This is a genomic window from Pseudomonas sp. TWR1-1-4 (assembly GCF_049897165.1).
GTDB classification, from domain to species: domain Bacteria; phylum Pseudomonadota; class Gammaproteobacteria; order Pseudomonadales; family Pseudomonadaceae; genus Aquipseudomonas; species Aquipseudomonas canadensis.
The window spans coordinates 282935-305377 of sequence record NZ_JAFCVS010000009.1 but is presented as its reverse complement, the minus strand read 5'-3'; the positions used below and the strand labels follow the sequence as shown (position 1 = coordinate 305377).

Sequence of the window (22443 nt, the reverse complement as noted above, 5' to 3'; positions counted from 1 at the left end):
GAGTAGGCCGTCCCCCAATTCAGGAAATACAGCAATGTCTATCTCCCAAGACGATATCCTCAACGCCGTAGCTGAAATGTCGGTTCTGCAGGTTGTTGAGCTGATCAAAGCTTTCGAAGAAAAATTCGGCGTTTCCGCTGCCGCTGCTTCCGCTGGCCCAGCTGTTGCTGCTGTTGCTGCTGAAGAGCAAACCGAATTCAACGTCATGCTGCTGGAAGCTGGCGAGAAGAAAGTAAACGTGATCAAGGCAGTACGTGAACTTACCGGTCTGGGCCTGAAAGAAGCCAAGGCTGTAGTTGACGGCGCTCCTGCCCAGGTTCTGGAAGCAGTGTCGAAAGACGCAGCTGACAAAGCCAAAGCAGCACTGGAAGAAGCAGGCGCTAAAGTCGAGCTGAAGTAAGCATCGACCTTGCGTCTCCAGCCCAAGCGTTAAGCTGAAGGCTGATGGCTGGTGGCTCTTGCCACCGGCCTTTTTCCGTTCTTGGCTGTCGACTCGGTCGCCGCCATTAACGCGCTGTAGCCACCCGATGCGGTGGTGCAAACCATGGGGTTTGCGAGATTTTCTGGCTGCTCCCGTCGGGAGGGCCAAACAAGCAGGTGACCAAGCTGGGGAACGCTGATGGCTTACTCATATACTGAGAAAAAACGTATCCGCAAGGACTTTAGCAAGTTGCCGGACGTCATGGATGTCCCGTACCTTCTGGCTATCCAGCTGGATTCGTATCGTGAATTCTTGCAGGCGGGAGCGACCAAAGATCAGTTCCGCGACGTGGGCCTGCATGCGGCCTTCAAATCCGTTTTCCCGATCATCAGCTACTCCGGCAATGCTGCGCTGGAGTACGTCGGTTATCGCCTGGGCGAACCGGCATTTGATGTCAAAGAATGCGTGTTGCGCGGTGTTACTTACGCCGTACCTTTGCGGGTAAAAGTGCGCCTGATCATTTTCGACAAAGAATCGTCGAACAAAGCGATCAAGGACATCAAAGAGCAAGAAGTCTACATGGGCGAAATCCCATTGATGACCGAGAACGGTACCTTCGTTATCAACGGTACCGAGCGTGTGATCGTTTCCCAGCTGCACCGTTCCCCGGGCGTGTTCTTCGACCACGACCGCGGCAAGACGCACAGCTCCGGCAAGCTCCTGTACTCCGCGCGGATCATTCCGTACCGCGGTTCGTGGTTGGACTTCGAGTTCGACCCGAAAGACTGCGTGTTCGTGCGTATCGACCGTCGTCGCAAGCTGCCTGCCTCGGTACTGCTGCGCGCGCTCGGCTACACCACTGAGCAAGTGCTGGACGCTTTCTATACCACCAACGTGTTCAGCCTGAAGGATGAAACCCTCAAGCTGGAGCTGATCGCTTCGCGTCTGCGTGGTGAAATTGCCGTCCTGGACATCCAGGATGAAAAAGGCAAGGTCATTGTTGAAGCTGGCCGCCGTATCACTGCGCGCCACATCAACCAGATCGAAAAAGCCGGTATCAAAGAGCTGGAAGTGCCTCTGGACTACGTCCTGGGTCGTACTACCGCCAAGGTCATCGTTCACCCGGCTACAGGCGAAATCCTGGCTGAGTGCAACACCGAGCTGAACACCGAGATCCTGGCCAAAATCGCCAAGGCTCAGGTCGTTCGCATCGAGACCCTGTACACCAACGACATCGACTGCGGTCCGTTCATCTCCGACACACTGAAGATCGACTCCACCAGCAACCAATTGGAAGCGCTGGTCGAGATCTATCGCATGATGCGTCCTGGTGAGCCACCAACCAAAGACGCTGCCGAGACCCTGTTCAACAACCTGTTCTTCAGTCCTGAGCGCTATGACCTGTCTGCGGTCGGCCGGATGAAGTTCAACCGTCGTATCGGTCGTACCGAAATCGAAGGTTCGGGCGTGCTGTGCAAGGAAGACATCGTCGCGGTACTGAAGACCCTGGTCGACATCCGTAACGGTAAAGGCATCGTCGATGACATCGACCACCTGGGTAACCGTCGTGTTCGCTGTGTAGGCGAAATGGCCGAAAACCAGTTCCGCGTTGGCCTGGTACGTGTTGAGCGTGCGGTCAAAGAGCGTCTGTCGATGGCTGAAAGCGAAGGCCTGATGCCGCAAGACCTGATCAACGCCAAGCCAGTGGCTGCAGCGGTGAAAGAGTTCTTCGGTTCCAGCCAGCTCTCGCAGTTCATGGACCAGAACAACCCGCTCTCCGAGATCACCCACAAGCGCCGTGTTTCTGCACTGGGCCCGGGCGGTCTGACCCGTGAGCGTGCTGGCTTTGAAGTGCGTGACGTACACCCGACGCACTACGGTCGTGTTTGCCCGATCGAAACGCCGGAAGGTCCGAACATCGGTCTGATCAACTCCCTGGCTGCTTATGCGCGCACCAACCAGTACGGCTTCCTCGAGAGCCCGTACCGCGTGGTGAAAGACGCTCTGGTCACCGACGAGATCGTGTTCCTGTCCGCCATCGAAGAAGCTGATCACGTGATCGCTCAGGCTTCGGCCACGATGAACGACAAGAAAGTCCTGATCGACGAGCTGGTAGCTGTTCGTCACTTGAACGAGTTCACCGTCAAGGCGCCGGAAGACGTCACCTTGATGGACGTTTCGCCGAAGCAGGTAGTTTCGGTTGCAGCGTCGCTGATCCCGTTCCTGGAGCACGATGACGCCAACCGTGCGTTGATGGGTTCCAACATGCAGCGTCAAGCTGTACCGACCCTGCGCGCTGACAAGCCGCTGGTAGGTACCGGCATGGAGCGTAACGTAGCCCGTGACTCCGGCGTTTGCGTCGTGGCTCGTCGTGGCGGCGTGATCGACTCTGTTGATGCCAGCCGTATCGTGGTTCGTGTTGCCGATGACGAAGTTGAAACTGGCGAAGCCGGTGTCGACATCTACAACCTGACCAAATACACCCGCTCGAACCAGAATACCTGCATCAACCAGCGTCCGCTGGTGAGCAAGGGTGATCGCGTTCAGCGTAGCGACATCATGGCCGACGGCCCGTCCACCGATATGGGTGAACTGGCACTGGGTCAGAACATGCGCATCGCATTCATGGCATGGAACGGCTTCAACTTCGAAGACTCCATCTGCCTGTCCGAGCGTGTTGTTCAAGAAGACCGTTTTACCACGATCCACATTCAGGAACTGACCTGTGTGGCCCGTGACACCAAGCTTGGGCCAGAGGAAATCACTGCAGACATCCCCAACGTGGGTGAAGCTGCACTGAACAAACTGGACGAAGCCGGTATTGTTTACGTAGGTGCTGAAGTAGGCGCAGGCGACATCCTGGTCGGTAAGGTCACTCCGAAAGGCGAGACCCAACTGACTCCGGAAGAGAAGCTGTTGCGCGCCATCTTCGGTGAAAAAGCCAGCGACGTTAAAGACACCTCCCTGCGTGTACCTACCGGTACCAAAGGTACTGTCATCGACGTACAGGTCTTCACCCGTGACGGCGTCGAGCGTGATGCTCGAGCACTGTCCATCGAGAAGACCCAGCTCGACGAGATCCGCAAGGACCTGAACGAAGAGTTCCGTATCGTTGAAGGCGCGACCTTCGAACGTCTGCGCTCCGCCCTGGTAGGCCACAAGGCTGAAGGCGGCGCAGGTCTGAAGAAAGGTCAGGACATCACCGACGAAATCCTCGACGGTCTTGAGCACGGCCAGTGGTTCAAACTGCGCATGGCTGAAGACGCTCTGAACGAGCAGCTCGAGAAGGCCCAGGCCTACATCGTTGATCGCCGCCGTCTGCTGGACGACAAGTTCGAAGACAAGAAGCGCAAACTGCAGCAGGGCGATGACCTGGCTCCAGGCGTGCTGAAAATCGTCAAGGTTTACCTGGCAATCCGTCGCCGCATCCAGCCGGGCGACAAGATGGCCGGTCGTCACGGTAACAAAGGTGTGGTCTCCGTGATCATGCCGGTTGAAGACATGCCGCACGATGCCAATGGCACCCCGGTCGACGTCGTCCTCAACCCGTTGGGCGTACCTTCGCGTATGAACGTTGGTCAGATCCTTGAAACCCACCTGGGCCTCGCGGCCAAAGGTCTGGGCGAGAAGATCAACCGTATGATCGAAGAGCAGCGCAAGGTCGCAGACCTGCGTAAGTTCCTGCACGAGATCTACAACGAGATCGGCGGTCGCAACGAAGAGCTGGACACCTTCTCCGACCAGGAAATCCTGGATCTGGCGAAGAACCTGCGCGGCGGTGTTCCAATGGCTACCCCGGTGTTCGACGGCGCCAAGGAAAGCGAAATCAAGGCCATGCTGAAACTGGCAGACCTGCCAGAAAGCGGCCAGATGCAGCTGTTCGACGGCCGTACCGGCAACAAGTTCGAGCGCCCGGTTACTGTTGGCTACATGTACATGCTGAAGCTGAACCACTTGGTAGACGACAAGATGCACGCTCGTTCTACCGGTTCGTACAGCCTCGTTACCCAGCAGCCGCTGGGTGGTAAGGCTCAGTTCGGTGGTCAGCGTTTCGGGGAGATGGAGGTCTGGGCACTGGAAGCATACGGTGCTGCTTACACTCTGCAAGAAATGCTCACAGTGAAGTCGGACGATGTGAACGGTCGGACCAAGATGTACAAAAACATCGTGGACGGCGATCACCGTATGGAGCCGGGCATGCCCGAGTCCTTCAACGTGTTGATCAAAGAAATTCGTTCCCTCGGCATCGATATCGATCTGGAAACCGAATAACACGTGACGCGAATCGAGAGCGGGGCCGTTTAGCCCGCTCTCTGCTCCGCCAGGAGGAAAGGCCTTGAAAGACCTACTGAATTTGCTGAAAAACCAGGGTCAAGTCGAAGAGTTCGACGCCATCCGTATTGGACTGGCATCGCCTGAGATGATCCGTTCGTGGTCGTTCGGTGAAGTTAAAAAGCCGGAAACCATCAACTACCGTACGTTCAAACCTGAGCGTGACGGCCTGTTCTGCGCCAAGATCTTTGGCCCGGTTAAGGATTACGAGTGCCTGTGCGGTAAGTACAAGCGCTTGAAGCATCGTGGTGTGATCTGCGAGAAGTGCGGCGTTGAAGTTGCACTGGCTAAAGTTCGTCGTGAGCGTATGGCGCACATCGAACTGGCTTCGCCGGTTGCTCACATCTGGTTCCTGAAATCGCTGCCGTCCCGTATCGGCTTGCTGATGGACATGACCCTGCGTGATATCGAACGCGTTCTCTACTTCGAGAGCTATGTCGTTATCGATCCAGGCATGACCACCCTTGAAAAAGGTCAGTTGCTGAACGACGAGCAGTACTTCGAAGCGCTGGAAGAATTCGGTGACGATTTCGATGCCCGCATGGGTGCCGAAGCTGTCCGCGAACTGCTGCACGCTATCGACCTGGAACACGAGATTGGCCGCCTGCGTGAAGAAATTCCGCAAACCAACTCCGAAACCAAGATCAAGAAACTGTCCAAGCGTCTGAAGTTGATGGAAGCCTTCCAGGGTTCCGGCAACTTGCCAGAGTGGATGGTGCTGACCGTTCTGCCGGTTCTGCCGCCAGACCTGCGTCCGCTGGTACCGTTGGACGGTGGTCGTTTCGCGACGTCCGACCTCAACGACCTGTACCGCCGCGTGATCAACCGTAACAACCGCTTGAAGCGTCTGCTTGATCTGTCCGCTCCGGACATCATCGTGCGCAACGAAAAGCGTATGTTGCAAGAAGCTGTCGATGCCCTGCTCGACAACGGTCGTCGTGGCCGCGCTATCACCGGTTCGAACAAGCGTCCTCTGAAATCCTTGGCTGACATGATCAAGGGTAAGCAAGGTCGTTTCCGTCAGAACTTGCTCGGTAAGCGTGTTGACTACTCCGGTCGTTCGGTAATTACCGTAGGCCCGACCCTGCGTCTGCACCAGTGCGGTCTGCCTAAGAAGATGGCACTTGAGCTGTTCAAGCCATTCATCTTCGGCAAGCTGGAAATGCGCGGTCTCGCGACCACCATCAAAGCGGCCAAGAAAATGGTCGAGCGCGAACTGCCTGAGGTTTGGGACGTTCTCGCTGAAGTGATCCGCGAACACCCGGTTCTCCTCAACCGTGCACCGACCCTTCACCGTCTGGGGATCCAGGCGTTTGAACCGGTACTGATCGAAGGTAAGGCTATCCAGCTGCACCCTCTGGTCTGTGCTGCGTACAACGCCGACTTCGACGGCGACCAAATGGCCGTGCACGTACCGCTGACACTGGAAGCCCAGTTGGAAGCGCGTGCGTTGATGATGTCGACCAACAACATCCTGTCGCCAGCCAACGGTGAGCCAATCATCGTTCCGTCGCAGGACGTTGTACTGGGTCTGTACTACATGACCCGTGAAGCGATCAACGCCAAAGGCGAAGGTCGTGTGTTCGCTGACCTGCAAGAAGTTGACCGTGTGTTCCGTGCCGGCGAAGCCGCACTGCACGCCAAGGTCAAAGTGCGGATCAACGAAACCGTCAACGACCGTGACGGCGGCAGCGTGAGCAACACTCGTATCGTCGACACCACTGTCGGCCGTGCGCTGTTGTACCAGGTTGTGCCAAAAGGTCTGTCGTACGACGTCGTCAACCTGCCGATGAAGAAAAAGGCGATCTCCAAGCTGATCAACCAGTGCTACCGCGTGGTTGGTTTGAAAGAGACCGTGATCTTCGCTGACCAGTTGATGTACACCGGTTTTGCTTATTCGACCATCTCCGGCGTTTCCATCGGTGTTAACGACTTCGTTATCCCGGATGAAAAAGCTCGCATCATCGCGGCTGCAACCGATGAAGTGAAAGAGATCGAAAGCCAGTACGCCTCCGGCCTGGTAACCCAGGGCGAGAAGTACAACAAGGTAATCGACCTCTGGTCGAAGGCGAACGACGAAGTTTCCAAGGCGATGATGGCCAACCTCTCGAAAGAGAAAGTCATCGACCGTCACGGCGACGAAGTTGACCAAGAGTCCTTCAACTCGATGTACATGATGGCTGACTCGGGCGCACGGGGTTCTGCTGCGCAGATCCGTCAGCTCGCCGGTATGCGTGGCTTGATGGCCAAGCCGGACGGCTCCATCATCGAAACGCCGATTACTGCGAACTTCCGTGAAGGTTTGAGCGTACTCCAGTACTTCATCTCGACTCACGGTGCTCGTAAGGGTCTTGCGGATACCGCGTTGAAAACTGCTAACTCCGGTTACCTGACTCGTCGTCTGGTAGACGTTGCACAAGATCTGGTTGTAACCGAGATCGATTGCGGCACCGAGCATGGCCTGCTGATGACACCGCACATTGAAGGCGGTGACGTTGTAGAGCCGCTGGGTGAGCGCGTATTGGGTCGTGTTATTGCCCGTGACGTATTCAAGCCAGGTACCGAGGAAGTTATTGTTCCTGCCGGCACCCTGGTAGACGAGAAGTGGGTCGAGTTCATCGAGCTCAACAGCATCGACGAAGTGATCGTTCGCTCGCCGATCAGCTGCGAAACCCGCTACGGCATCTGTGCCAAGTGCTACGGCCGTGACTTGGCTCGTGGTCACCAGGTGAACATCGGTGAAGCGGTCGGCGTTATCGCTGCCCAGTCCATCGGTGAGCCGGGTACCCAGCTGACCATGCGTACGTTCCACATCGGTGGTGCGGCAAGCCGGACCTCCGCAGCCGACAGCGTTCAGGTGAAGAATGGCGGTACCGTCCGTCTGCACAACCTGAAACACGTTGAGCGAGTGGATGGCCACCTGGTTGCTGTGTCCCGTTCCGGTGAGCTGGCAATCGCTGATGACTACGGTCGTGAGCGCGAGCGTTACAAGCTGCCGTACGGTGCTGTGATTTCGGTTAAAGAAGGTGACAAGGTCGACGCTGGCGCAATCGTGGCCAAGTGGGATCCGCACACTCACCCAATCGTTACCGAAATGAAAGGTACCGTGACCTACGTGGGCATGGAAGAAGGCATCACGATCAAGCGTCAGACTGACGAATTGACCGGTATGACCAACATTGAAGTACTCGACGCGAAAGATCGTCCAGCTGCCGGTAAAGACATCCGTCCTGCCGTGAAGATGGTCGATGACAACGGCAAGGACTTGTTGCTGCCAGGCACTGACGTAATCGCTCAGTACTTCCTGCCAGCCAACGCCCTGGTCGGTGTAGCGGATGGTGCGAAGATCGCGATCGGTGATGTTATCGCGCGTATCCCGCAAGAGACTTCGAAAACTCGAGACATCACCGGTGGTCTGCCGCGTGTTGCCGACTTGTTCGAAGCGCGTCGTCCGAAAGAAGCGTCGATTCTGGCTGAAGTCAGCGGCACCATCGCGTTCGGTAAAGAGACCAAGGGCAAGCGCCGTCTGGTCATTACTCCGAACGACGGTACCGATCCGTACGAAGAGCTGATTCCGAAGTGGCGTCACCTGAACGTCTTCGAGGGCGAACAGGTAAACCGCGGCGAAGTTATCTCCGACGGCCCGAGCGATCCACACGACATCCTGCGTCTGCTGGGTGTGAGTGCGCTGGCCAAGTACATCGTTAACGAGATCCAGGACGTTTACCGCCTGCAGGGCGTGAAGATCAACGATAAGCACATCGAGACCATCCTGCGTCAGATGCTGCGTAAAGTTGAGATCGCTGAATCCGGCGATTCCAGTTTCATCAAGGGCGACCAGATGGAACTGACTCACGTACTGGTAGAGAACGAGCGTCTGGGCGCGGAAGACAAGTTTGTCTCCAAGTTCACTCGCGTGCTGCTGGGTATCACCAAGGCGTCGTTGTCCACTGAGTCGTTCATCTCGGCGGCCTCCTTCCAGGAGACCACTCGTGTACTGACCGAAGCAGCGGTAACCGGCAAGCGCGATTACCTGCGCGGCCTGAAAGAGAACGTGGTTGTGGGTCGTCTGATCCCGGCCGGTACCGGTTTGGCTTACCACAGCGAGCGTAAGCGTCGCCGTGATGCTGACAAGCCGCTGCGCGTAAGCGCCAGTGAAGTGGAAGCTGCACTGACCGAAGCGCTGAACTCTAGCGGTAACTGAGTTCTGCACTAGATAAGTCTGGGCCCCGGCAGCCCCACTCGTCGGATCGAGGCATTTTTGCCCCGGTTCGGGGAGTGGGGATGTCGGGGCCTTGCCTTGACTGGGGGCAAGATCCTCTTTAGACTCTTGTACCCCTAAATTTGGCGGGAATTCGTTCCTGCCATTTTGCTTTTCTTGCAAGACAATAGCGTCGCAAGACAACAGTGGAGCTAGTAGATGGCAACTATCAACCAGCTGGTACGTCAGCCGCGTAAGCGTATCGTCGAGAAATCCGACGTACCTGCGCTGCAGAACTGCCCGCAACGTCGTGGCGTATGCACCCGTGTGTATACCACCACGCCGAAAAAACCTAACTCGGCACTGCGTAAAGTATGCCGTGTGCGCCTGACCAACGGTTTCGAGGTTTCCTCGTACATCGGTGGTGAAGGTCACAACCTGCAAGAGCACAGCGTGGTACTGATCCGCGGCGGTCGTGTAAAAGACTTGCCAGGTGTTCGTTACCACACCGTACGCGGCTCCTTGGATACTTCCGGCGTTAAAGGTCGTAACCAGGGTCGTTCGAAGTACGGTACCAAGAAGCCTAAGTAGTAGCGGCTTTTTGTAAAACTGAATCATCTTATTTTCTGAGTCGATAAGAGTAAGGTCGGAGGCGTCCCGCAAGGGCACCGATTCCGAACGAACCTGAAGACCGTTTGAGGGCTTATCCATGCCAAGAAGACGCGTAGCAGCCAAGCGCGAAGTGCTTGACGATCCAAAATACGGAAGCCAAATCCTGGCCAAGTTCATGAACCACGTGATGGAAAGCGGCAAGAAAGCCGTTGCCGAGCGTATCGTTTATGGCGCGCTGGAAAAGGTTAAAGAACGCAAGAACAGCGACCCCCTGGAAATCTTCGAGAAAGCTCTCGACGCCATCGCTCCGCTGGTCGAAGTGAAGTCGCGCCGTGTAGGCGGTGCTACTTACCAGGTTCCGGTCGAAGTTCGCCCGTCCCGTCGTAACGCTCTGGCAATGCGCTGGTTGGTAGACTTCGCCCGTAAGCGCGGCGAGAAGTCTATGGCTCTGCGTTTGGCCGGCGAGCTGTTGGACGCTGCTGAAGGTAAAGGTGCTGCTGTTAAGAAGCGTGAAGACGTGCACCGTATGGCTGAAGCTAACAAAGCTTTCTCGCACTACCGCTTCTAATCTTAGCTTCACTAATTTTGCGAGGGCTTTATGGCTCGTACTACTCCGATTAGCCGCTACCGTAACATCGGTATCGTTGCTCACGTGGATGCTGGTAAAACCACCACCACCGAGCGCGTACTGTTTTACACCGGCAAAAGTCACAAAATGGGCGAGGTGCATGACGGCGCCGCGACCACAGACTGGATGGTTCAGGAGCAGGAGCGTGGTATTACCATTACTTCTGCTGCTATTACCGCCTTCTGGAAAGGTTCCGAGAAGCAGTACAAAGACGAGCATCGCTTCAACGTAATCGATACCCCAGGCCACGTAGACTTCACCATTGAAGTTGAACGTTCCCTGCGCGTACTCGACGGCGCTGTCGTTGTGTTCTGCGGTACCTCGGGTGTTGAGCCTCAGTCGGAAACCGTATGGCGTCAAGCCAACAAGTACGGCGTTCCACGTCTTGTTTACGTAAACAAGATGGACCGTGCTGGTGCCAACTTCCTGCGCGTGATCGGTCAGATCAAGCAGCGTCTGGGTCACACCCCGGTGCCAATTCAATTGGCTATCGGTTCCGAGGACAACTTCCAGGGTCAGATCGATCTGATCAATATGGAAGCTGTTTACTGGAATGATTCCGACAAAGGTATGGTTCCTGTTCGTAAGCCTATCCCTGCAGAGTTGCAGGAACTGGCTGACGAGTGGCGCAACAATATGGTTGAGGCTGCTGCCGAAGCCAGCGAAGAGCTGATGAACAAGTACCTCGAAGGTGAAGAACTCACCAACGTGGAAATCAAGGCTGCTCTGCGTCAGCGTACTATTGCTGGTGAGATCGTCTTGGCTGTTTGCGGTTCTTCGTTCAAGAACAAGGGTGTTCCCCTGGTTCTCGACGCCGTTATCGACTACCTGCCGGCTCCAACCGACATTCCTGCTATCAAGGGTACCAACCCTGATAACGAGGAAGAAGAGATGGAGCGTCACGCCGATGACAGCGAGCCTTTCTCGGCTCTGGCGTTCAAGATCGCAACTGACCCATTCGTGGGTACTTTGACCTTCGTCCGCGTTTACTCGGGCGTGTTGGCCTCCGGCGACGGCGTGATCAACTCGGTTAAAGGCAAGAAAGAGCGCGTGGGTCGTATGGTGCAAATGCACGCAAACGCCCGTGAAGAGATCAAGGAAGTGCGCGCTGGTGACATCGCGGCCCTGATCGGCATGAAGGACGTCACCACTGGTGAGACTTTGTGCGACGCTGCCAAGCCAATCATCCTGGTTCGTATGGACTTCCCGGAGCCGGTTATTTCGGTTGCCGTAGAGCCTAAGACCAAGGATGACCAGGAAAAAATGGGTATCGCTCTGGGCAAACTTGCTCAGGAAGATCCATCTTTCCGCGTCAAGACTGATGAAGAGACTGGTCAAACGATCATCTCCGGCATGGGCGAGCTGCACCTGGACATCCTGGTTGACCGGATGCGCCGTGAGTTCAACGTCGAAGCCAACATCGGTAAGCCTCAGGTTTCCTATCGTGAGCGCATCACGAAGAACTGTGAAATCGAAGGCAAGTTCGTTCGTCAGTCCGGCGGTCGTGGTCAGTTCGGTCACTGCTGGATCCGTTTTGCTCCTGCTGACGAAGGTCAGGAAGGTCTGCAATTCGTGAACGAAGTGGTAGGTGGTGTTGTTCCTAAGGAATACATCCCTGCCATCCAGAAGGGTATCGAAGAGCAGATGAAGAACGGTGTTGTTGCCGGCTATCCGCTGATCGGCCTGAAAGCAACCGTTTTTGATGGTTCTTACCACGACGTCGACTCCAACGAGATGGCGTTTAAGGTGGCTGCTTCCATGGCAACCAAGCAACTGGCCCAGAAGGGCGGTGGTGAGTTGCTTGAGCCAATCATGGCGGTAGAAGTTGTTACACCTGAAGACTATATGGGTGATGTCATGGGCGACCTTAACCGTCGTCGCGGCATGATCTTGGGTATGGAAGACACGGTTTCCGGCAAAGTGATTCGCGCCGAGGTTCCGCTGGGTGAGATGTTCGGTTATGCGACCGACGTTCGCTCCATGTCCCAGGGTCGCGCAAGCTACTCTATGGAATTCAAAAAATACAACACAGCTCCGGCGCACATCGCTGAAACTGTATCCAAAAAACAAGGCTGATTCAGTCCTTTAGGCAAGGAGTTAATTGTCGTGGCTAAAGAAAAATTTGATCGTTCCCTACCGCACGTCAACGTTGGCACCATCGGTCACGTTGACCACGGTAAAACCACTCTGACTGCTGCTCTGACTCGCGTTTGCTCCGAAGTTTTCGGTTCCGCAATCGTTGATTTCGATAAAATCGACAGCGCACCAGAAGAAAAAGCTCGTGGTATCACCATCAACACCGCGCACGTTGAATACAACTCGCTGATCCGTCACTACGCTCACGTTGACTGCCCAGGTCACGCTGACTATGTGAAGAACATGATCACCGGTGCTGCTCAAATGGACGGCGCTATCCTGGTTTGCTCGGCCGCTGATGGTCCGATGCCACAAACCCGTGAGCACATCCTGCTGTCCCGTCAGGTAGGCGTTCCGTACATCGTGGTTTACCTGAACAAGGCTGACCTGGTAGACGACGCTGAGCTGCTGGAACTGGTTGAGATGGAAGTGCGCGATCTGCTGAGCACTTACGACTTCCCAGGCGACGACACTCCGATCATCATCGGTTCTGCTCGTATGGCTCTGGAAGGCAAAGACGACAACGAAATGGGCACCACGTCCGTTCGTAAACTGGTTGAGACTCTGGACAGCTACATCCCAGATCCAGTCCGTGTTATCGACAAGCCGTTCCTGATGCCAATCGAAGACGTATTCTCGATCTCCGGTCGCGGTACTGTTGTAACTGGTCGTATCGAGCGCGGTATCGTTAAGGTTCAAGATCCACTGGAAATCGTTGGTCTGCGTGACACTACCGTCACCACCTGCACCGGTGTTGAAATGTTCCGTAAACTGCTCGACGAAGGTCGTGCTGGCGAGAACTGCGGCGTTCTGCTGCGTGGTACCAAGCGTGACGACGTTGAGCGTGGCCAGGTTCTGGTTAAGCCAGGTTCGGTTAAGCCGCACACCAAGTTCGAAGCTGAAGTGTACGTGCTGAGCAAAGAAGAAGGCGGTCGTCACACTCCGTTCTTCAAAGGCTACCGTCCACAGTTCTACTTCCGTACTACCGACGTAACTGGTAACTGCGAACTGCCGGAAGGCGTAGAAATGGTAATGCCAGGCGACAACATCAAAATGGTTGTCACCCTGATCAAAACCATCGCTATGGAAGACGGTCTGCGTTTCGCAATCCGTGAAGGCGGCCGTACCGTTGGTGCTGGCGTTGTAGCTAAAATCATCGAGTAATTATCTCTTCTGAGATAGCTCTGATGTTTTGAAAAGGCCCCCGCTCAGCGGGGGCCTTTTTTATTGGGTTGACACCTATCAGGGCCGTCTATAGAATTGCGCCTCCTTTTAACGGGCGTATTGCGCTCGCTGGGAATAGCAGCCGGAGTCTGAAATCCAATGCAAAATCAGCAAATCCGTATCAGGTTGAAGGCTTTTGACCATCGCCTGATCGACCAATCCACCCAGGAAATCGTGGAAACCGCGAAACGTACTGGTGCACAAGTGCGTGGTCCAATTCCACTGCCTACCCGTAAAGAGCGGTTCACCGTTCTGGTCTCCCCGCACGTCAACAAAGACGCGCGTGACCAGTACGAGATCCGTACTCATAAGCGCGTACTGGACATCGTCCAGCCAACGGATAAAACCGTTGATGCACTTATGAAGCTCGATCTGGCGGCCGGTGTGGAAGTACAGATCAGCCTCGGCTAAGACTTGGGTCTTAGTCGTGTAACGCTCTGAAATGGGCGGCCATAGCGGGTGAAAGCCCCGTACACTCATGAGGTTTACAACATGACTATTGGTGTAGTCGGTCGTAAATGCGGTATGACCCGTATTTTCACCGAAGAAGGTGTCTCCATTCCGGTCACGGTCATTGAGATCGAGCCGAATCGCGTCACCCAGTTCAAAACTGAAGAGACCGATGGCTATCGTGCAGTGCAAGTCACTGTCGGCGAGCGTCGTGCTTCGCGCGTGACTGCTGCTCAAGCAGGTCACTTCGCTAAAGCAAACGTTGCAGCTGGTCGCACTGTTATGGAGTTCCGTCTCGAAGACGGCGACTACCAGGCTGGCGATCTGATCAACGCTGAAATCTTCGCTGCTGGTCAACTGGTTGATGTAACCGGTCAGTCCAAAGGTAAAGGCTTCCAGGGTACGATCAAGCGTTGGAATTTCCGTGGCCAAGACAACACTCACGGTAACTCCGTTTCCCACCGCGTCCCGGGCTCTATTGGCCAGTGCCAGACTCCTGGTCGTGTATTCAAGGGCAAAAAAATGTCCGGTCATATGGGCGCTGAGCGCGTGACCGTGCAGTCCCTCGAAGTAGTGCGCGTCGACGCTGAACGCAATCTGTTGTTGGTCAAGGGTGCTGTTCCTGGCGCTACTGGCGGCAACCTGGTTGTACGTCCGGCGGCCAAGGCTCGCGGTTAAGGGGAAGCTGACATGCAATTAAATGTAAATGACGCTCAAGCGATCGAAGTTTCCGAACTGACGTTTGGCGGCGAGTTCAACGAGACGCTGGTTCACCAAGCAGTCGTGGCCTACATGGCCGGCGGCCGTCAAGGCAGCAAGCAGCAAAAGACCCGTTCCGACGTTCGTGGTGGCGGTAAGCGCCCTTGGCGTCAGAAAGGTACTGGCCGTGCTCGTGCCGGTACTATCCGTAGCCCAATCTGGCGTGGCGGTGGTACCACTTTCGCAGCTCGTCCGCAGGATCACTCGCAGAAGCTCAACAAGAAGATGTATCGCGCAGCTCTGCGCTCCATCCTTGCTGAACTCGTGCGTACTGACCGTCTGGTCGTGGTTCAGGACTTCGCTGTTGAGAGCCCGAAAACCAAAGATCTGCTGGGCAAACTGAACAACATGAGCCTGACCGACGTTTTGATCGTGTCGGAAGCTGTTGATCAGAACCTGTACCTGGCTGCTCGCAACCTGCCACACGTTGATGTACGTGACGTGCAAGGTTCCGATCCAGTTAGTCTGATCGCATACGACAAGGTGTTGATCACCGTGTCGGCCGTGAAGAAATTCGAGGAGCTGCTGGGATGAACCAGGAACGCGTATTTAAAGTTCTGCTTGGCCCGCACGTTTCCGAAAAGGCTACGGTTCTGGCTGACAAGAAAGGCCAGTTCGTTTTCAAGGTTGCAACTGACGCAACCAAGCTGGAAATCAAGAAGGCCGTCGAAAGCCTGTTCAGCGTGAAAGTAGAGCGTGTTACTACCCTGAATGTTCTGGGTAAGAGCAAGCGCACTGCTCGCGGTCTGGGCAAGCGTAATGACTGGAAGAAGGCAGTTATCTCCCTTCAGCCAGGCCAAGATCTCGATTTCAGCAGCAGTGCTGAGTAAGGAAGGGGTGCATCATGGCAATCGTTAAATGCAAACCGACTTCCCCTGGCCGCCGTTTTGTGGTCAAGGTGGTCAACCAGGAGCTGCATAAAGGCGCTCCTCACGCACCGCTGCTCGAGAAAAAATCGAAGTCTGGTGGTCGTAACAACAATGGTCGTATTACCACTCGTCACATCGGTGGTGGCCATAAGCAGCATTATCGTCTGGTCGATTTCCGTCGCAACGACAAAGATGGCATCGCTGCCACTGTCGAGCGTATCGAATACGATCCAAACCGTACTGCTCACATCGCTCTGCTGCTGTACGCAGATGGCGAGCGTCGCTACATCATCGCCCCTAAAGGCGTGAGCGCTGGCGACCAGCTGATCGCAGGTGCTTTGGCACCGATCAAGCCGGGCAACGCTCTGCAACTGCGCAACATTCCAGTTGGTAGCACCGTACACGGCATCGAATTGAAGCCAGGTAAAGGCGCGCAAATCGCTCGTTCCGCTGGTGCTTCGGCTCAGCTGATCGCTCGTGAAGGTGTCTACGTGACCCTGCGTCTGCGTTCTGGTGAGATGCGTAAAGTGCTGGCTGAATGCCGCGCGACCCTGGGCGAAGTCTCGAACTCCGAGCACAGCCTGCGTTCGCTGGGTAAAGCTGGTGCCAAACGCTGGCGTGGCGTTCGCCCAACCGTTCGTGGTGTTGCCATGAACCCGGTTGACCACCCACACGGTGGTGGTGAAGGTCGTACCTCTGGTGGTCGTCATCCGGTATCGCCATGGGGCTTCCCGACTAAGGGCGCGAAGACTCGTGGTAATAAGCGTACCGACAAAATGATCGTCCGTCGTCGCAAGTAAATAGAGGGATACGACAGTGCCACGTTCTCTGAAAAAAGGTCCTTTTATTGATCTTCACCTACTGAAGAAGATCGAAGTGGCGGCGGAAAAGAACGATCGCAAACCAGTTAAGACCTGGTCGCGTCGTTCGATGATCCTGCCACAAATGGTCGGTCTGACCATCGCTGTACACAACGGTCGCTTGCACGTCCCAGTTCTCGTGAACGAAGACATGGTCGGCCACAAACTAGGCGAGTTTGCCGGTACCCGCACTTATCGTGGGCACGTGGCAGACAAGAAAGCCAAGCGTTAAGGGGTTAGGAAATGGAAGTAGCCGCTAAGTTGTCGGGCGCTCGAATCTCCGCCCAGAAAGCCCGCTTGGTCGCCGACCAGATCCGCGGGAAGAAGGTGGGCGAAGCGCTCAACCTGTTGGCTTTCAGCAGTAAGAAAGCCGCCGAGATCATGAAGAAAGTGCTGGAGTCGGCCGTAGCCAACGCCGAGCATAACGAAGGCGCAGACGTTGATGACCTGAAGGTCAGCACCGTTTTCGTCAACGAAGGGCGTTCGCTGAAGCGCATCATGCCACGTGCCAAAGGCCGTGCTGATCGCATCGTCAAGCGGTCTTGCCATATCACTGTCAAGGTTGCTGACAAGTAACGGAGTCGAAGAGATGGGTCAGAAAGTACATCCCATTGGCATTCGCCTGGGAATCGTCAAGGAGCACACCTCCGTCTGGTACGCAGACGGTCGGACTTATGCGGACTATTTGTTCGCTGATCTGAAGGTGCGTGAGTATCTCCAAGACAAACTAAAAAGCGCGTCCGTAAGCCGTATCGATATCCATCGTCCGGCCCAAACTGCACGTATCACCATCCACACCGCTCGTCCAGGTATCGTTATCGGGAAGAAAGGTGAAGATGTTGAGAAACTGCGTCAGGACCTGACCAAGCAAATGGGTGTGCCTGTGCACATCAATATCGAAGAGATCCGCAAGCCGGAACTCGACGGTATGCTGGTTGCGCAGAGCGTAGCTCAGCAGCTGGAGCGTCGCGTAATGTTCCGTCGCGCTATGAAGCGCGCTGTACAGAACGCCATGCGCATTGGTGCCAAAGGCATCAAAATCCAAGTGAGCGGTCGTCTCGGCGGTGCTGAAATCGCACGTACTGAATGGTATCGCGAAGGTCGTGTGCCACTGCACACCCTGCGTGCCGACATCGACTATGCCAACTACGAAGCTCACACCACTTACGGTGTGATCGGTGTAAAGGTTTGGATCTTCAAAGGCGAAGTAATTGGTGGTCGCCAAGAAGAACTGAAACCACAAGCACCAGCGCCTCGTAAAAAAGCTGCTAAGTAAGGGGTACGCCAAATGTTGCAACCTAAGCGTACGAAGTTCCGCAAGCAGATGACAGGCCACAACCGTGGTCTGGCTCAGCGCGGTAGCAAAGTCAGCTTCGGCGAGTTCGCGCTGAAGTCTGTAGCTCGTGGTCGTCTCACCGCTCGTCAGATCGAGTCAGCGCGTCGTGCTCTGACCCGTCACGTAAAACGTGGCGGCAAGATCTGGATCCGTGTATTCCCGGACAAGCCGATCTCCAAAAAGCCTCTCGAGGTTCGGATGGGTAAAGGTAAGGGTAACGTGGAATACTGGGTAGCCCAGATTCAGCCAGGCAAAGTCCTGTATGAAATCGAGGGTGTTTCTGAAGAGCTGGCGCGTGAGGCTTTCGCCCTGGCTGCTGCAAAGCTGCCGCTCGCCACCTCCTTTGTTAAACGGACGGTGATGTGATGAAAGCGAATGAACTTCGTGAAAAATCCGCACAGCAGCTGAACGAGCAACTGCTCGGCCTGCTGCGCGACCAGTTCAATCTGCGTATGCAGAAAGCAACTGGCCAGTTGGGGCAGTCTCATCTGCTCTCGCAAGTTAAGCGTGACATCGCTCGCGTGAAGACTGTGCTCAACCAGCAGGCAGGTAAGTGATCATGGCTGAAGCCGAAAAGACTGTCCGTACGCTGACTGGCCGTGTTGTCAGCGACAAGATGGACAAAACCATCACCGTTCTGATCGAGCGTCGCGTTAAGCACCCGATCTACGGTAAATATGTTAAGCGTTCGACTAAGCTGCACGCGCACGACGAAACCAATCAGTGCCACATCGGCGACAAAGTCACTATTCGTGAAACTCGTCCGCTGGCCAAGACCAAGTCTTGGGCACTGGTTGATGTTCTCGAACGCGCTGTGGAAGTCTAAGGACTAGGGGTCGGAGAAATTATATGATTCAGACTCAATCCATGCTCGATGTGGCCGATAACAGCGGCGCTCGCCGCGTTATGTGCATCAAGGTGCTGGGTGGCTCCCATCGTCGTTACGCTGGTATCGGTGACATCATCAAAGTTACCGTGAAGGAAGCAATTCCTCGCGGTAAAGTGAAAAAAGGCCAAGTGATGACTGCTGTTGTAGTCCGCACTCGTCACGGCGTACGTCGTGCTGATGGCTCCATTATCCGCTTTGATGGCAACGCTGCTGTTCTTCTGAACAACAAGCAAGAGCCGATCGGCACCCGTATCTTTGGGCCAGTGACCCGTGAACTTCGTACTGAGAAGTTCATGAAGATCGTCTCGCTCGCCCCAGAAGTGCTGTAAGGAGATCCGACATGCAAAAGATTCGTCGTGACGACGAGATCATCGTGATCGCCGGCAAAGACAAAGGTAAGCGCGGTAAGGTGCTTAAGGTTCTCGCTAATAACCGTCTGGTTATCGGTGGTCTGAACCTGGTCAAGCGTCATACCAAGCCTAACCCGATGTCGGGCGTGCAGGGCGGTATCGTCGAGAAAGAAGCTCCGCTGGATGCTTCTAACGTCGCCATCTTCAACGGCGAAACCAACAAGGCTGACCGCGTTGGTTTCAAAGTAGAAGACGGTAAGAAAATTCGTGTCTTCAAGTCGACCCAAAAAGCGGTTGATGCTTGAACACTGCTAGGTAGATTAGACCATGGCACGACTACAAGAGATTTACCGGAAGGAAATCGCCCCTAAGCTTAAGGAAGAACTTAAGCTTGGGAACGTGATGGAAGTTCCGCGCGTTACCAAAATCACCCTGAACATGGGTCTGGGCGAAGCGATCGGCGACAAAAAAGTCATCGAGCACGCTGTTGCTGACCTTGAAAAGATCACCGGCCAGAAAGTCGTTGTGACCTACGCTCGGAAATCCATCGCTGGCTTTAAAGTCCGTGAAGGTTGGCCGATCGGCGTCAAAGTGACCCTGCGCCGTGAGCGTATGTACGAGTTCCTGGATCGTCTGCTGTCGATCTCCCTGCCTCGGGTTCGCGACTTCCGCGGCCTGAATGCCAAGTCCTTCGATGGTCGTGGTAACTACAGCATGGGCGTGAAAGAGCAGATCATCTTCCCGGAAATCGACTACGACAAGATCGATGCTCTCCGCGGTCTGGACATCACCCTGACCACCACTGCCAAGAACGATGATGAAGGTCGCGCCCTGTTGCGTGCTTTCAAATTCCCGTTCCGCAACTGATTGGAGTAGGACCATGGCCAAGATGAGCATGAAAAACCGCGAGCTGAAGCGTCAGCTCACGGTTGCCAAGTACGCCAAGAAGCGTGCAGCACTGAAAGCAATCATCGTTGATCTGAACGCAAGTCCAGAAGCACGTTGGGAAGCTACAGTTGCCCTGCAGAAGCAGCCACGTGACGCAAGCGCTTCGCGCATGCGTAACCGCTGCCGCCTGACCGGTCGTCCACACGGCGTTTACCGCAAGTTCGGCCTCGGCCGTAACAAACTGCGTGAAGCGGCAATGCGTGGTGACGTACCAGGTCTGGTTAAAGCCAGCTGGTAAGTACTTTCAACGTCCAGGTGGCCAATATCGCAAGATACTGACCGCCGGTGACCTTGAATCTGGAACAAGCCCCTTTTGGGGCTTGTTTCATTTCCGGAGTGTGTCTAAAATACGCGGCTCGCCTGAGCCCGTGTTTTTTACCCGGAGATTCTCGGCGACATATGTAGCCGCAAGGCTAATTTTTTTGTATTAGGAGCGTCTAGCCCATGAGTATGCAGGACCCGTTAGCGGACATGCTAACTCGTATCCGTAATGCCCAGATGGCTGAAAAGTCCGTCGTAAGCATGCCATCTTCCAAGTTGAAGGTAGCTGTTGCCAAAGTCCTGAAAGACGAAGGCTACATTGCGGGTTATCAGATCAGCAGCGATGTAAAAGCACTGCTGTCCATCGAGCTGAAGTACTTCGAAGGCCGTTCGGTCATCGAGGAAGTGAAGCGCGTTAGCCGTCCAGGCCTGCGTCAGTACAAGTCCGCTGAAGATCTGCCGAAAGTTCGTGGCGGTCTGGGCGTGTCTATCGTCTCCACCAACAAAGGTGTGATGACGGATCGTGCTGCGCGCGCTGCCGGTGTCGGCGGCGAAGTTCTTTGCACTGTGTTCTAAGGGGGGATAAGCATGTCTCGCGTCGCTAAGAACCCCGTTAAGCTGCCAGCCGGTGTCGAAGTCAAATTCGCAGGCCAACAGCTTTCGGTGAAGGGTGCCAAGGGTACTCTTGAACTGAACATCCATTCGTCCGTTGAGATCGTTGAAGAAGCTGGTGAGCTGCGTTTCGCTGCTCGCAATGGCGATCAACAAACTCGCGCAATGGCCGGTACCACGCGTGCGTTGGTAAACAACATGGTCCAAGGCGTAAGCCAAGGCTTCGAGCGTAAGCTCCAGCTGGTCGGTGTTGGTTACAAAGCGCAAGCAAAAGGCACGGTTTTGAACCTGGCCCTTGGCTTCTCGCACCCTGTGGATTACGAACTGCCAGCGGGCATCACTGCTGAGACCCCTAGCCAGACCGATATCCTGATCAAGGGCATCGATAAGCAGCTGGTAGGTCAAGTGGCCGCTGAGATCCGCGACTTCCGTCCACCAGAGCCGTACAAAGGCAAAGGTGTGCGCTACGCGGACGAAGTCGTCCGTCGTAAAGAAGCCAAGAAGAAGTAGGGCATAGCAAATGACCGACAAAAAAGTTACTCGACTGCGTCGCGCTCGCAAAGCACGCCTGAAAATGCACGAACTCGAAGTCGTGCGTCTCTGCGTGTTCCGCTCGTCGCAGCACATCTACGCCCAGGTCATCTCGGCCGACGGCAACAAAGTCCTGGCAAGCGCCTCGACTTTGGATAAAGAACTGCGTGATGGTGCCACTGGCAACATCGACGCGGCCACAAAGGTTGGCCAGCTGGTCGCTACGCGTGCTAAGGCCGCTGGCGTCTCGCAAGTGGCTTTCGACCGCTCTGGCTTCAAGTACCACGGTCGCGTGAAAGCGCTGGCTGATGCTGCTCGTGAAGCTGGGCTGGAGTTCTAAGTTATGTCAAATAACGACCAAAAGCGCGACGAAGGCTACATTGAGAAGCTGGTTCAAGTTAACCGCGTAGCCAAAACCGTTAAAGGCGGCCGTATCTTCACCTTCACCGCGTTGACCGTGGTAGGTGATGGTAAAGGCCGTGTTGGCTTCGGCCGTGGCAAGTCACGTGAAGTGCCTGCTGCGATCCAGAAGGCAATGGAAGCTGCTCGTCGCAACATGATCCAAGTTGATCTGAACGGCACCACTCTGCAGTACGCAATGAAGTCCGCCCATGGCGCTTCGAAGGTGTACATGCAGCCGGCTTCTGAAGGTACCGGTATCATCGCTGGCGGCGCTATGCGTGCTGTCCTCGAAGTTGCTGGCGTTCAGAACGTTCTGGCCAAGTGCTATGGCTCGACTAACCCGGTAAACGTGGTTCACGCCACTTTCAAAGGTTTGAAAGCTATGCAATCTCCTGAGTCCATCGCTGCCAAGCGTGGTCTGACTGTCAAGGAGATCTTCTGATCATGGCTACCGTTAAAGTAACGCTGATCAAAAGCATGACCGGCCGCATCCCTAACCACAAACTGTGTGTTAAAGGTCTGGGTCTGCGTCGCATCGGTCACACTGTAGAAGTCCTGGATACTCCCGAGAATCGCGGGATGATCAACAAGGCTTACTACATGCTGCGTGTAGAGGGTTAAT

27 protein-coding genes are annotated in these 22443 nt (G+C 55.2%); all 27 read left to right on the top strand.

What is annotated here, in order from left to right:
• The first annotated feature begins 34 nt into the window (after positions 1-34).
• The 27 genes from rplL to rpmD all read left to right on the top strand — a co-directional run bounded on the left by rplL (position 35) and on the right by rpmD (position 22442).
• Positions 35-400 (top strand): 50S ribosomal protein L7/L12, encoded by a 366-nt coding sequence (gene rplL / locus ACP7C6_RS28175; RefSeq protein ID WP_028618133.1) that lies wholly within the window; start codon positions 35-37, stop codon positions 398-400.
• A 219-nt stretch (positions 401-619) separates the two neighbouring features.
• Positions 620-4693, top strand: a complete 4074-nt coding sequence (rpoB, locus tag ACP7C6_RS28170) for a DNA-directed RNA polymerase subunit beta (protein WP_019819139.1) — start codon at positions 620-622, stop codon at positions 4691-4693.
• A gap of 64 nt (positions 4694-4757) precedes the next feature.
• A complete protein-coding gene (gene rpoC / locus ACP7C6_RS28165; RefSeq protein ID WP_028618132.1) occupies positions 4758-8957 on the top strand; it encodes a DNA-directed RNA polymerase subunit beta' in 4200 nt (1399 codons plus the stop codon).
• A 216-nt stretch (positions 8958-9173) separates the two neighbouring features.
• Positions 9174-9545: a 30S ribosomal protein S12 gene (gene rpsL / locus ACP7C6_RS28160; protein WP_002555494.1), complete on the top strand. Its 372-nt coding sequence runs from the start codon at positions 9174-9176 to the stop codon at positions 9543-9545.
• Positions 9546-9663: 118 nt separating this feature from the next.
• Positions 9664-10134: a 30S ribosomal protein S7 gene (rpsG, locus tag ACP7C6_RS28155; RefSeq protein ID WP_002555493.1), complete on the top strand. Its 471-nt coding sequence runs from the start codon at positions 9664-9666 to the stop codon at positions 10132-10134.
• 30 nt (positions 10135-10164) lie between these two features.
• Complete coding sequence (gene fusA, locus ACP7C6_RS28150; RefSeq protein ID WP_010206921.1) at positions 10165-12270, top strand: elongation factor G; 2106 nt, start codon at positions 10165-10167, stop codon at positions 12268-12270.
• A gap of 30 nt (positions 12271-12300) precedes the next feature.
• Complete coding sequence (gene tuf, locus ACP7C6_RS28145) at positions 12301-13494, top strand: elongation factor Tu (RefSeq protein WP_003176426.1); 1194 nt, start codon at positions 12301-12303, stop codon at positions 13492-13494.
• Between the two features lie 159 nt (positions 13495-13653).
• Entirely contained in the window at positions 13654-13965 is a 312-nt protein-coding gene (gene rpsJ, locus ACP7C6_RS28140) for a 30S ribosomal protein S10 (RefSeq protein ID WP_003186070.1), read from the top strand.
• An 81-nt stretch (positions 13966-14046) separates the two neighbouring features.
• Positions 14047-14682 carry a 50S ribosomal protein L3 gene (gene rplC / locus ACP7C6_RS28135; RefSeq protein WP_003194649.1) on the top strand — a complete coding sequence of 212 codons (636 nt, stop codon included), beginning with the start codon at positions 14047-14049 and terminating at the stop codon, positions 14680-14682.
• Positions 14683-14694: 12 nt separating this feature from the next.
• The gene (gene rplD, locus ACP7C6_RS28130; protein WP_003176424.1) at positions 14695-15297 is read left to right on the top strand and encodes a 50S ribosomal protein L4; all 603 of its coding nucleotides are present in this window, start codon (positions 14695-14697) and stop codon (positions 15295-15297) included.
• Positions 15294-15593, top strand: a complete 300-nt coding sequence (rplW, locus tag ACP7C6_RS28125; protein ID WP_002555488.1) for a 50S ribosomal protein L23 — start codon at positions 15294-15296, stop codon at positions 15591-15593. Before rplD ends, rplW begins: the two co-directional genes overlap by 4 nt.
• Positions 15594-15607: 14 nt before the next feature.
• Positions 15608-16432 (top strand): 50S ribosomal protein L2, encoded by an 825-nt coding sequence (gene rplB, locus ACP7C6_RS28120; RefSeq protein WP_003186055.1) that lies wholly within the window; start codon positions 15608-15610, stop codon positions 16430-16432.
• A 16-nt stretch (positions 16433-16448) separates the two neighbouring features.
• A complete protein-coding gene (gene rpsS / locus ACP7C6_RS28115) occupies positions 16449-16724 on the top strand; it encodes a 30S ribosomal protein S19 (RefSeq protein WP_003232420.1) in 276 nt (91 codons plus the stop codon).
• Between the two features lie 11 nt (positions 16725-16735).
• Complete coding sequence (gene rplV, locus ACP7C6_RS28110) at positions 16736-17068, top strand: 50S ribosomal protein L22 (RefSeq protein WP_003103908.1); 333 nt, start codon at positions 16736-16738, stop codon at positions 17066-17068.
• 13 nt (positions 17069-17081) lie between these two features.
• Positions 17082-17768: a 30S ribosomal protein S3 gene (rpsC, locus tag ACP7C6_RS28105; RefSeq protein ID WP_003176422.1), complete on the top strand. Its 687-nt coding sequence runs from the start codon at positions 17082-17084 to the stop codon at positions 17766-17768.
• A gap of 12 nt (positions 17769-17780) precedes the next feature.
• Entirely contained in the window at positions 17781-18194 is a 414-nt protein-coding gene (gene rplP, locus ACP7C6_RS28100; RefSeq protein ID WP_003176421.1) for a 50S ribosomal protein L16, read from the top strand.
• Positions 18194-18385 (top strand): 50S ribosomal protein L29, encoded by a 192-nt coding sequence (gene rpmC, locus ACP7C6_RS28095; protein WP_002555481.1) that lies wholly within the window; start codon positions 18194-18196, stop codon positions 18383-18385. The genes rplP and rpmC overlap by 1 nt, the downstream gene beginning before the upstream one ends.
• 2 nt (positions 18386-18387) lie before the next feature.
• Entirely contained in the window at positions 18388-18654 is a 267-nt protein-coding gene (gene rpsQ / locus ACP7C6_RS28090) for a 30S ribosomal protein S17 (RefSeq protein WP_003176419.1), read from the top strand.
• Between the two features lie 23 nt (positions 18655-18677).
• Positions 18678-19046, top strand: coding sequence for a 50S ribosomal protein L14 (rplN, locus tag ACP7C6_RS28085; protein ID WP_002555479.1), 369 nt, complete (start codon positions 18678-18680; stop codon positions 19044-19046).
• Between the two features lie 11 nt (positions 19047-19057).
• Positions 19058-19372 carry a 50S ribosomal protein L24 gene (gene rplX / locus ACP7C6_RS28080; protein ID WP_003176416.1) on the top strand — a complete coding sequence of 105 codons (315 nt, stop codon included), beginning with the start codon at positions 19058-19060 and terminating at the stop codon, positions 19370-19372.
• A 22-nt stretch (positions 19373-19394) separates the two neighbouring features.
• On the top strand, positions 19395-19934 hold the full coding sequence (rplE, locus tag ACP7C6_RS28075) for a 50S ribosomal protein L5 (protein ID WP_003194642.1): 540 nt from the start codon (positions 19395-19397) through the stop codon (positions 19932-19934).
• Positions 19935-19947: 13 nt separating this feature from the next.
• Complete coding sequence (rpsN, locus tag ACP7C6_RS28070) at positions 19948-20253, top strand: 30S ribosomal protein S14 (protein ID WP_003176414.1); 306 nt, start codon at positions 19948-19950, stop codon at positions 20251-20253.
• Positions 20254-20459: 206 nt separating this feature from the next.
• Positions 20460-20852, top strand: coding sequence for a 30S ribosomal protein S8 (gene rpsH / locus ACP7C6_RS28065; RefSeq protein ID WP_010206883.1), 393 nt, complete (start codon positions 20460-20462; stop codon positions 20850-20852).
• Between the two features lie 12 nt (positions 20853-20864).
• Positions 20865-21398, top strand: a complete 534-nt coding sequence (gene rplF / locus ACP7C6_RS28060) for a 50S ribosomal protein L6 (RefSeq protein ID WP_003194640.1) — start codon at positions 20865-20867, stop codon at positions 21396-21398.
• 10 nt (positions 21399-21408) lie between these two features.
• The gene (rplR, locus tag ACP7C6_RS28055; RefSeq protein ID WP_003186037.1) at positions 21409-21759 is read left to right on the top strand and encodes a 50S ribosomal protein L18; all 351 of its coding nucleotides are present in this window, start codon (positions 21409-21411) and stop codon (positions 21757-21759) included.
• Positions 21760-21762: 3 nt separating this feature from the next.
• Positions 21763-22263, top strand: coding sequence for a 30S ribosomal protein S5 (gene rpsE / locus ACP7C6_RS28050; protein ID WP_003176409.1), 501 nt, complete (start codon positions 21763-21765; stop codon positions 22261-22263).
• 2 nt (positions 22264-22265) lie between these two features.
• Positions 22266-22442, top strand: a complete 177-nt coding sequence (gene rpmD, locus ACP7C6_RS28045; RefSeq protein WP_003186033.1) for a 50S ribosomal protein L30 — start codon at positions 22266-22268, stop codon at positions 22440-22442.
• Position 22443: the final 1 nt, after the last annotated feature.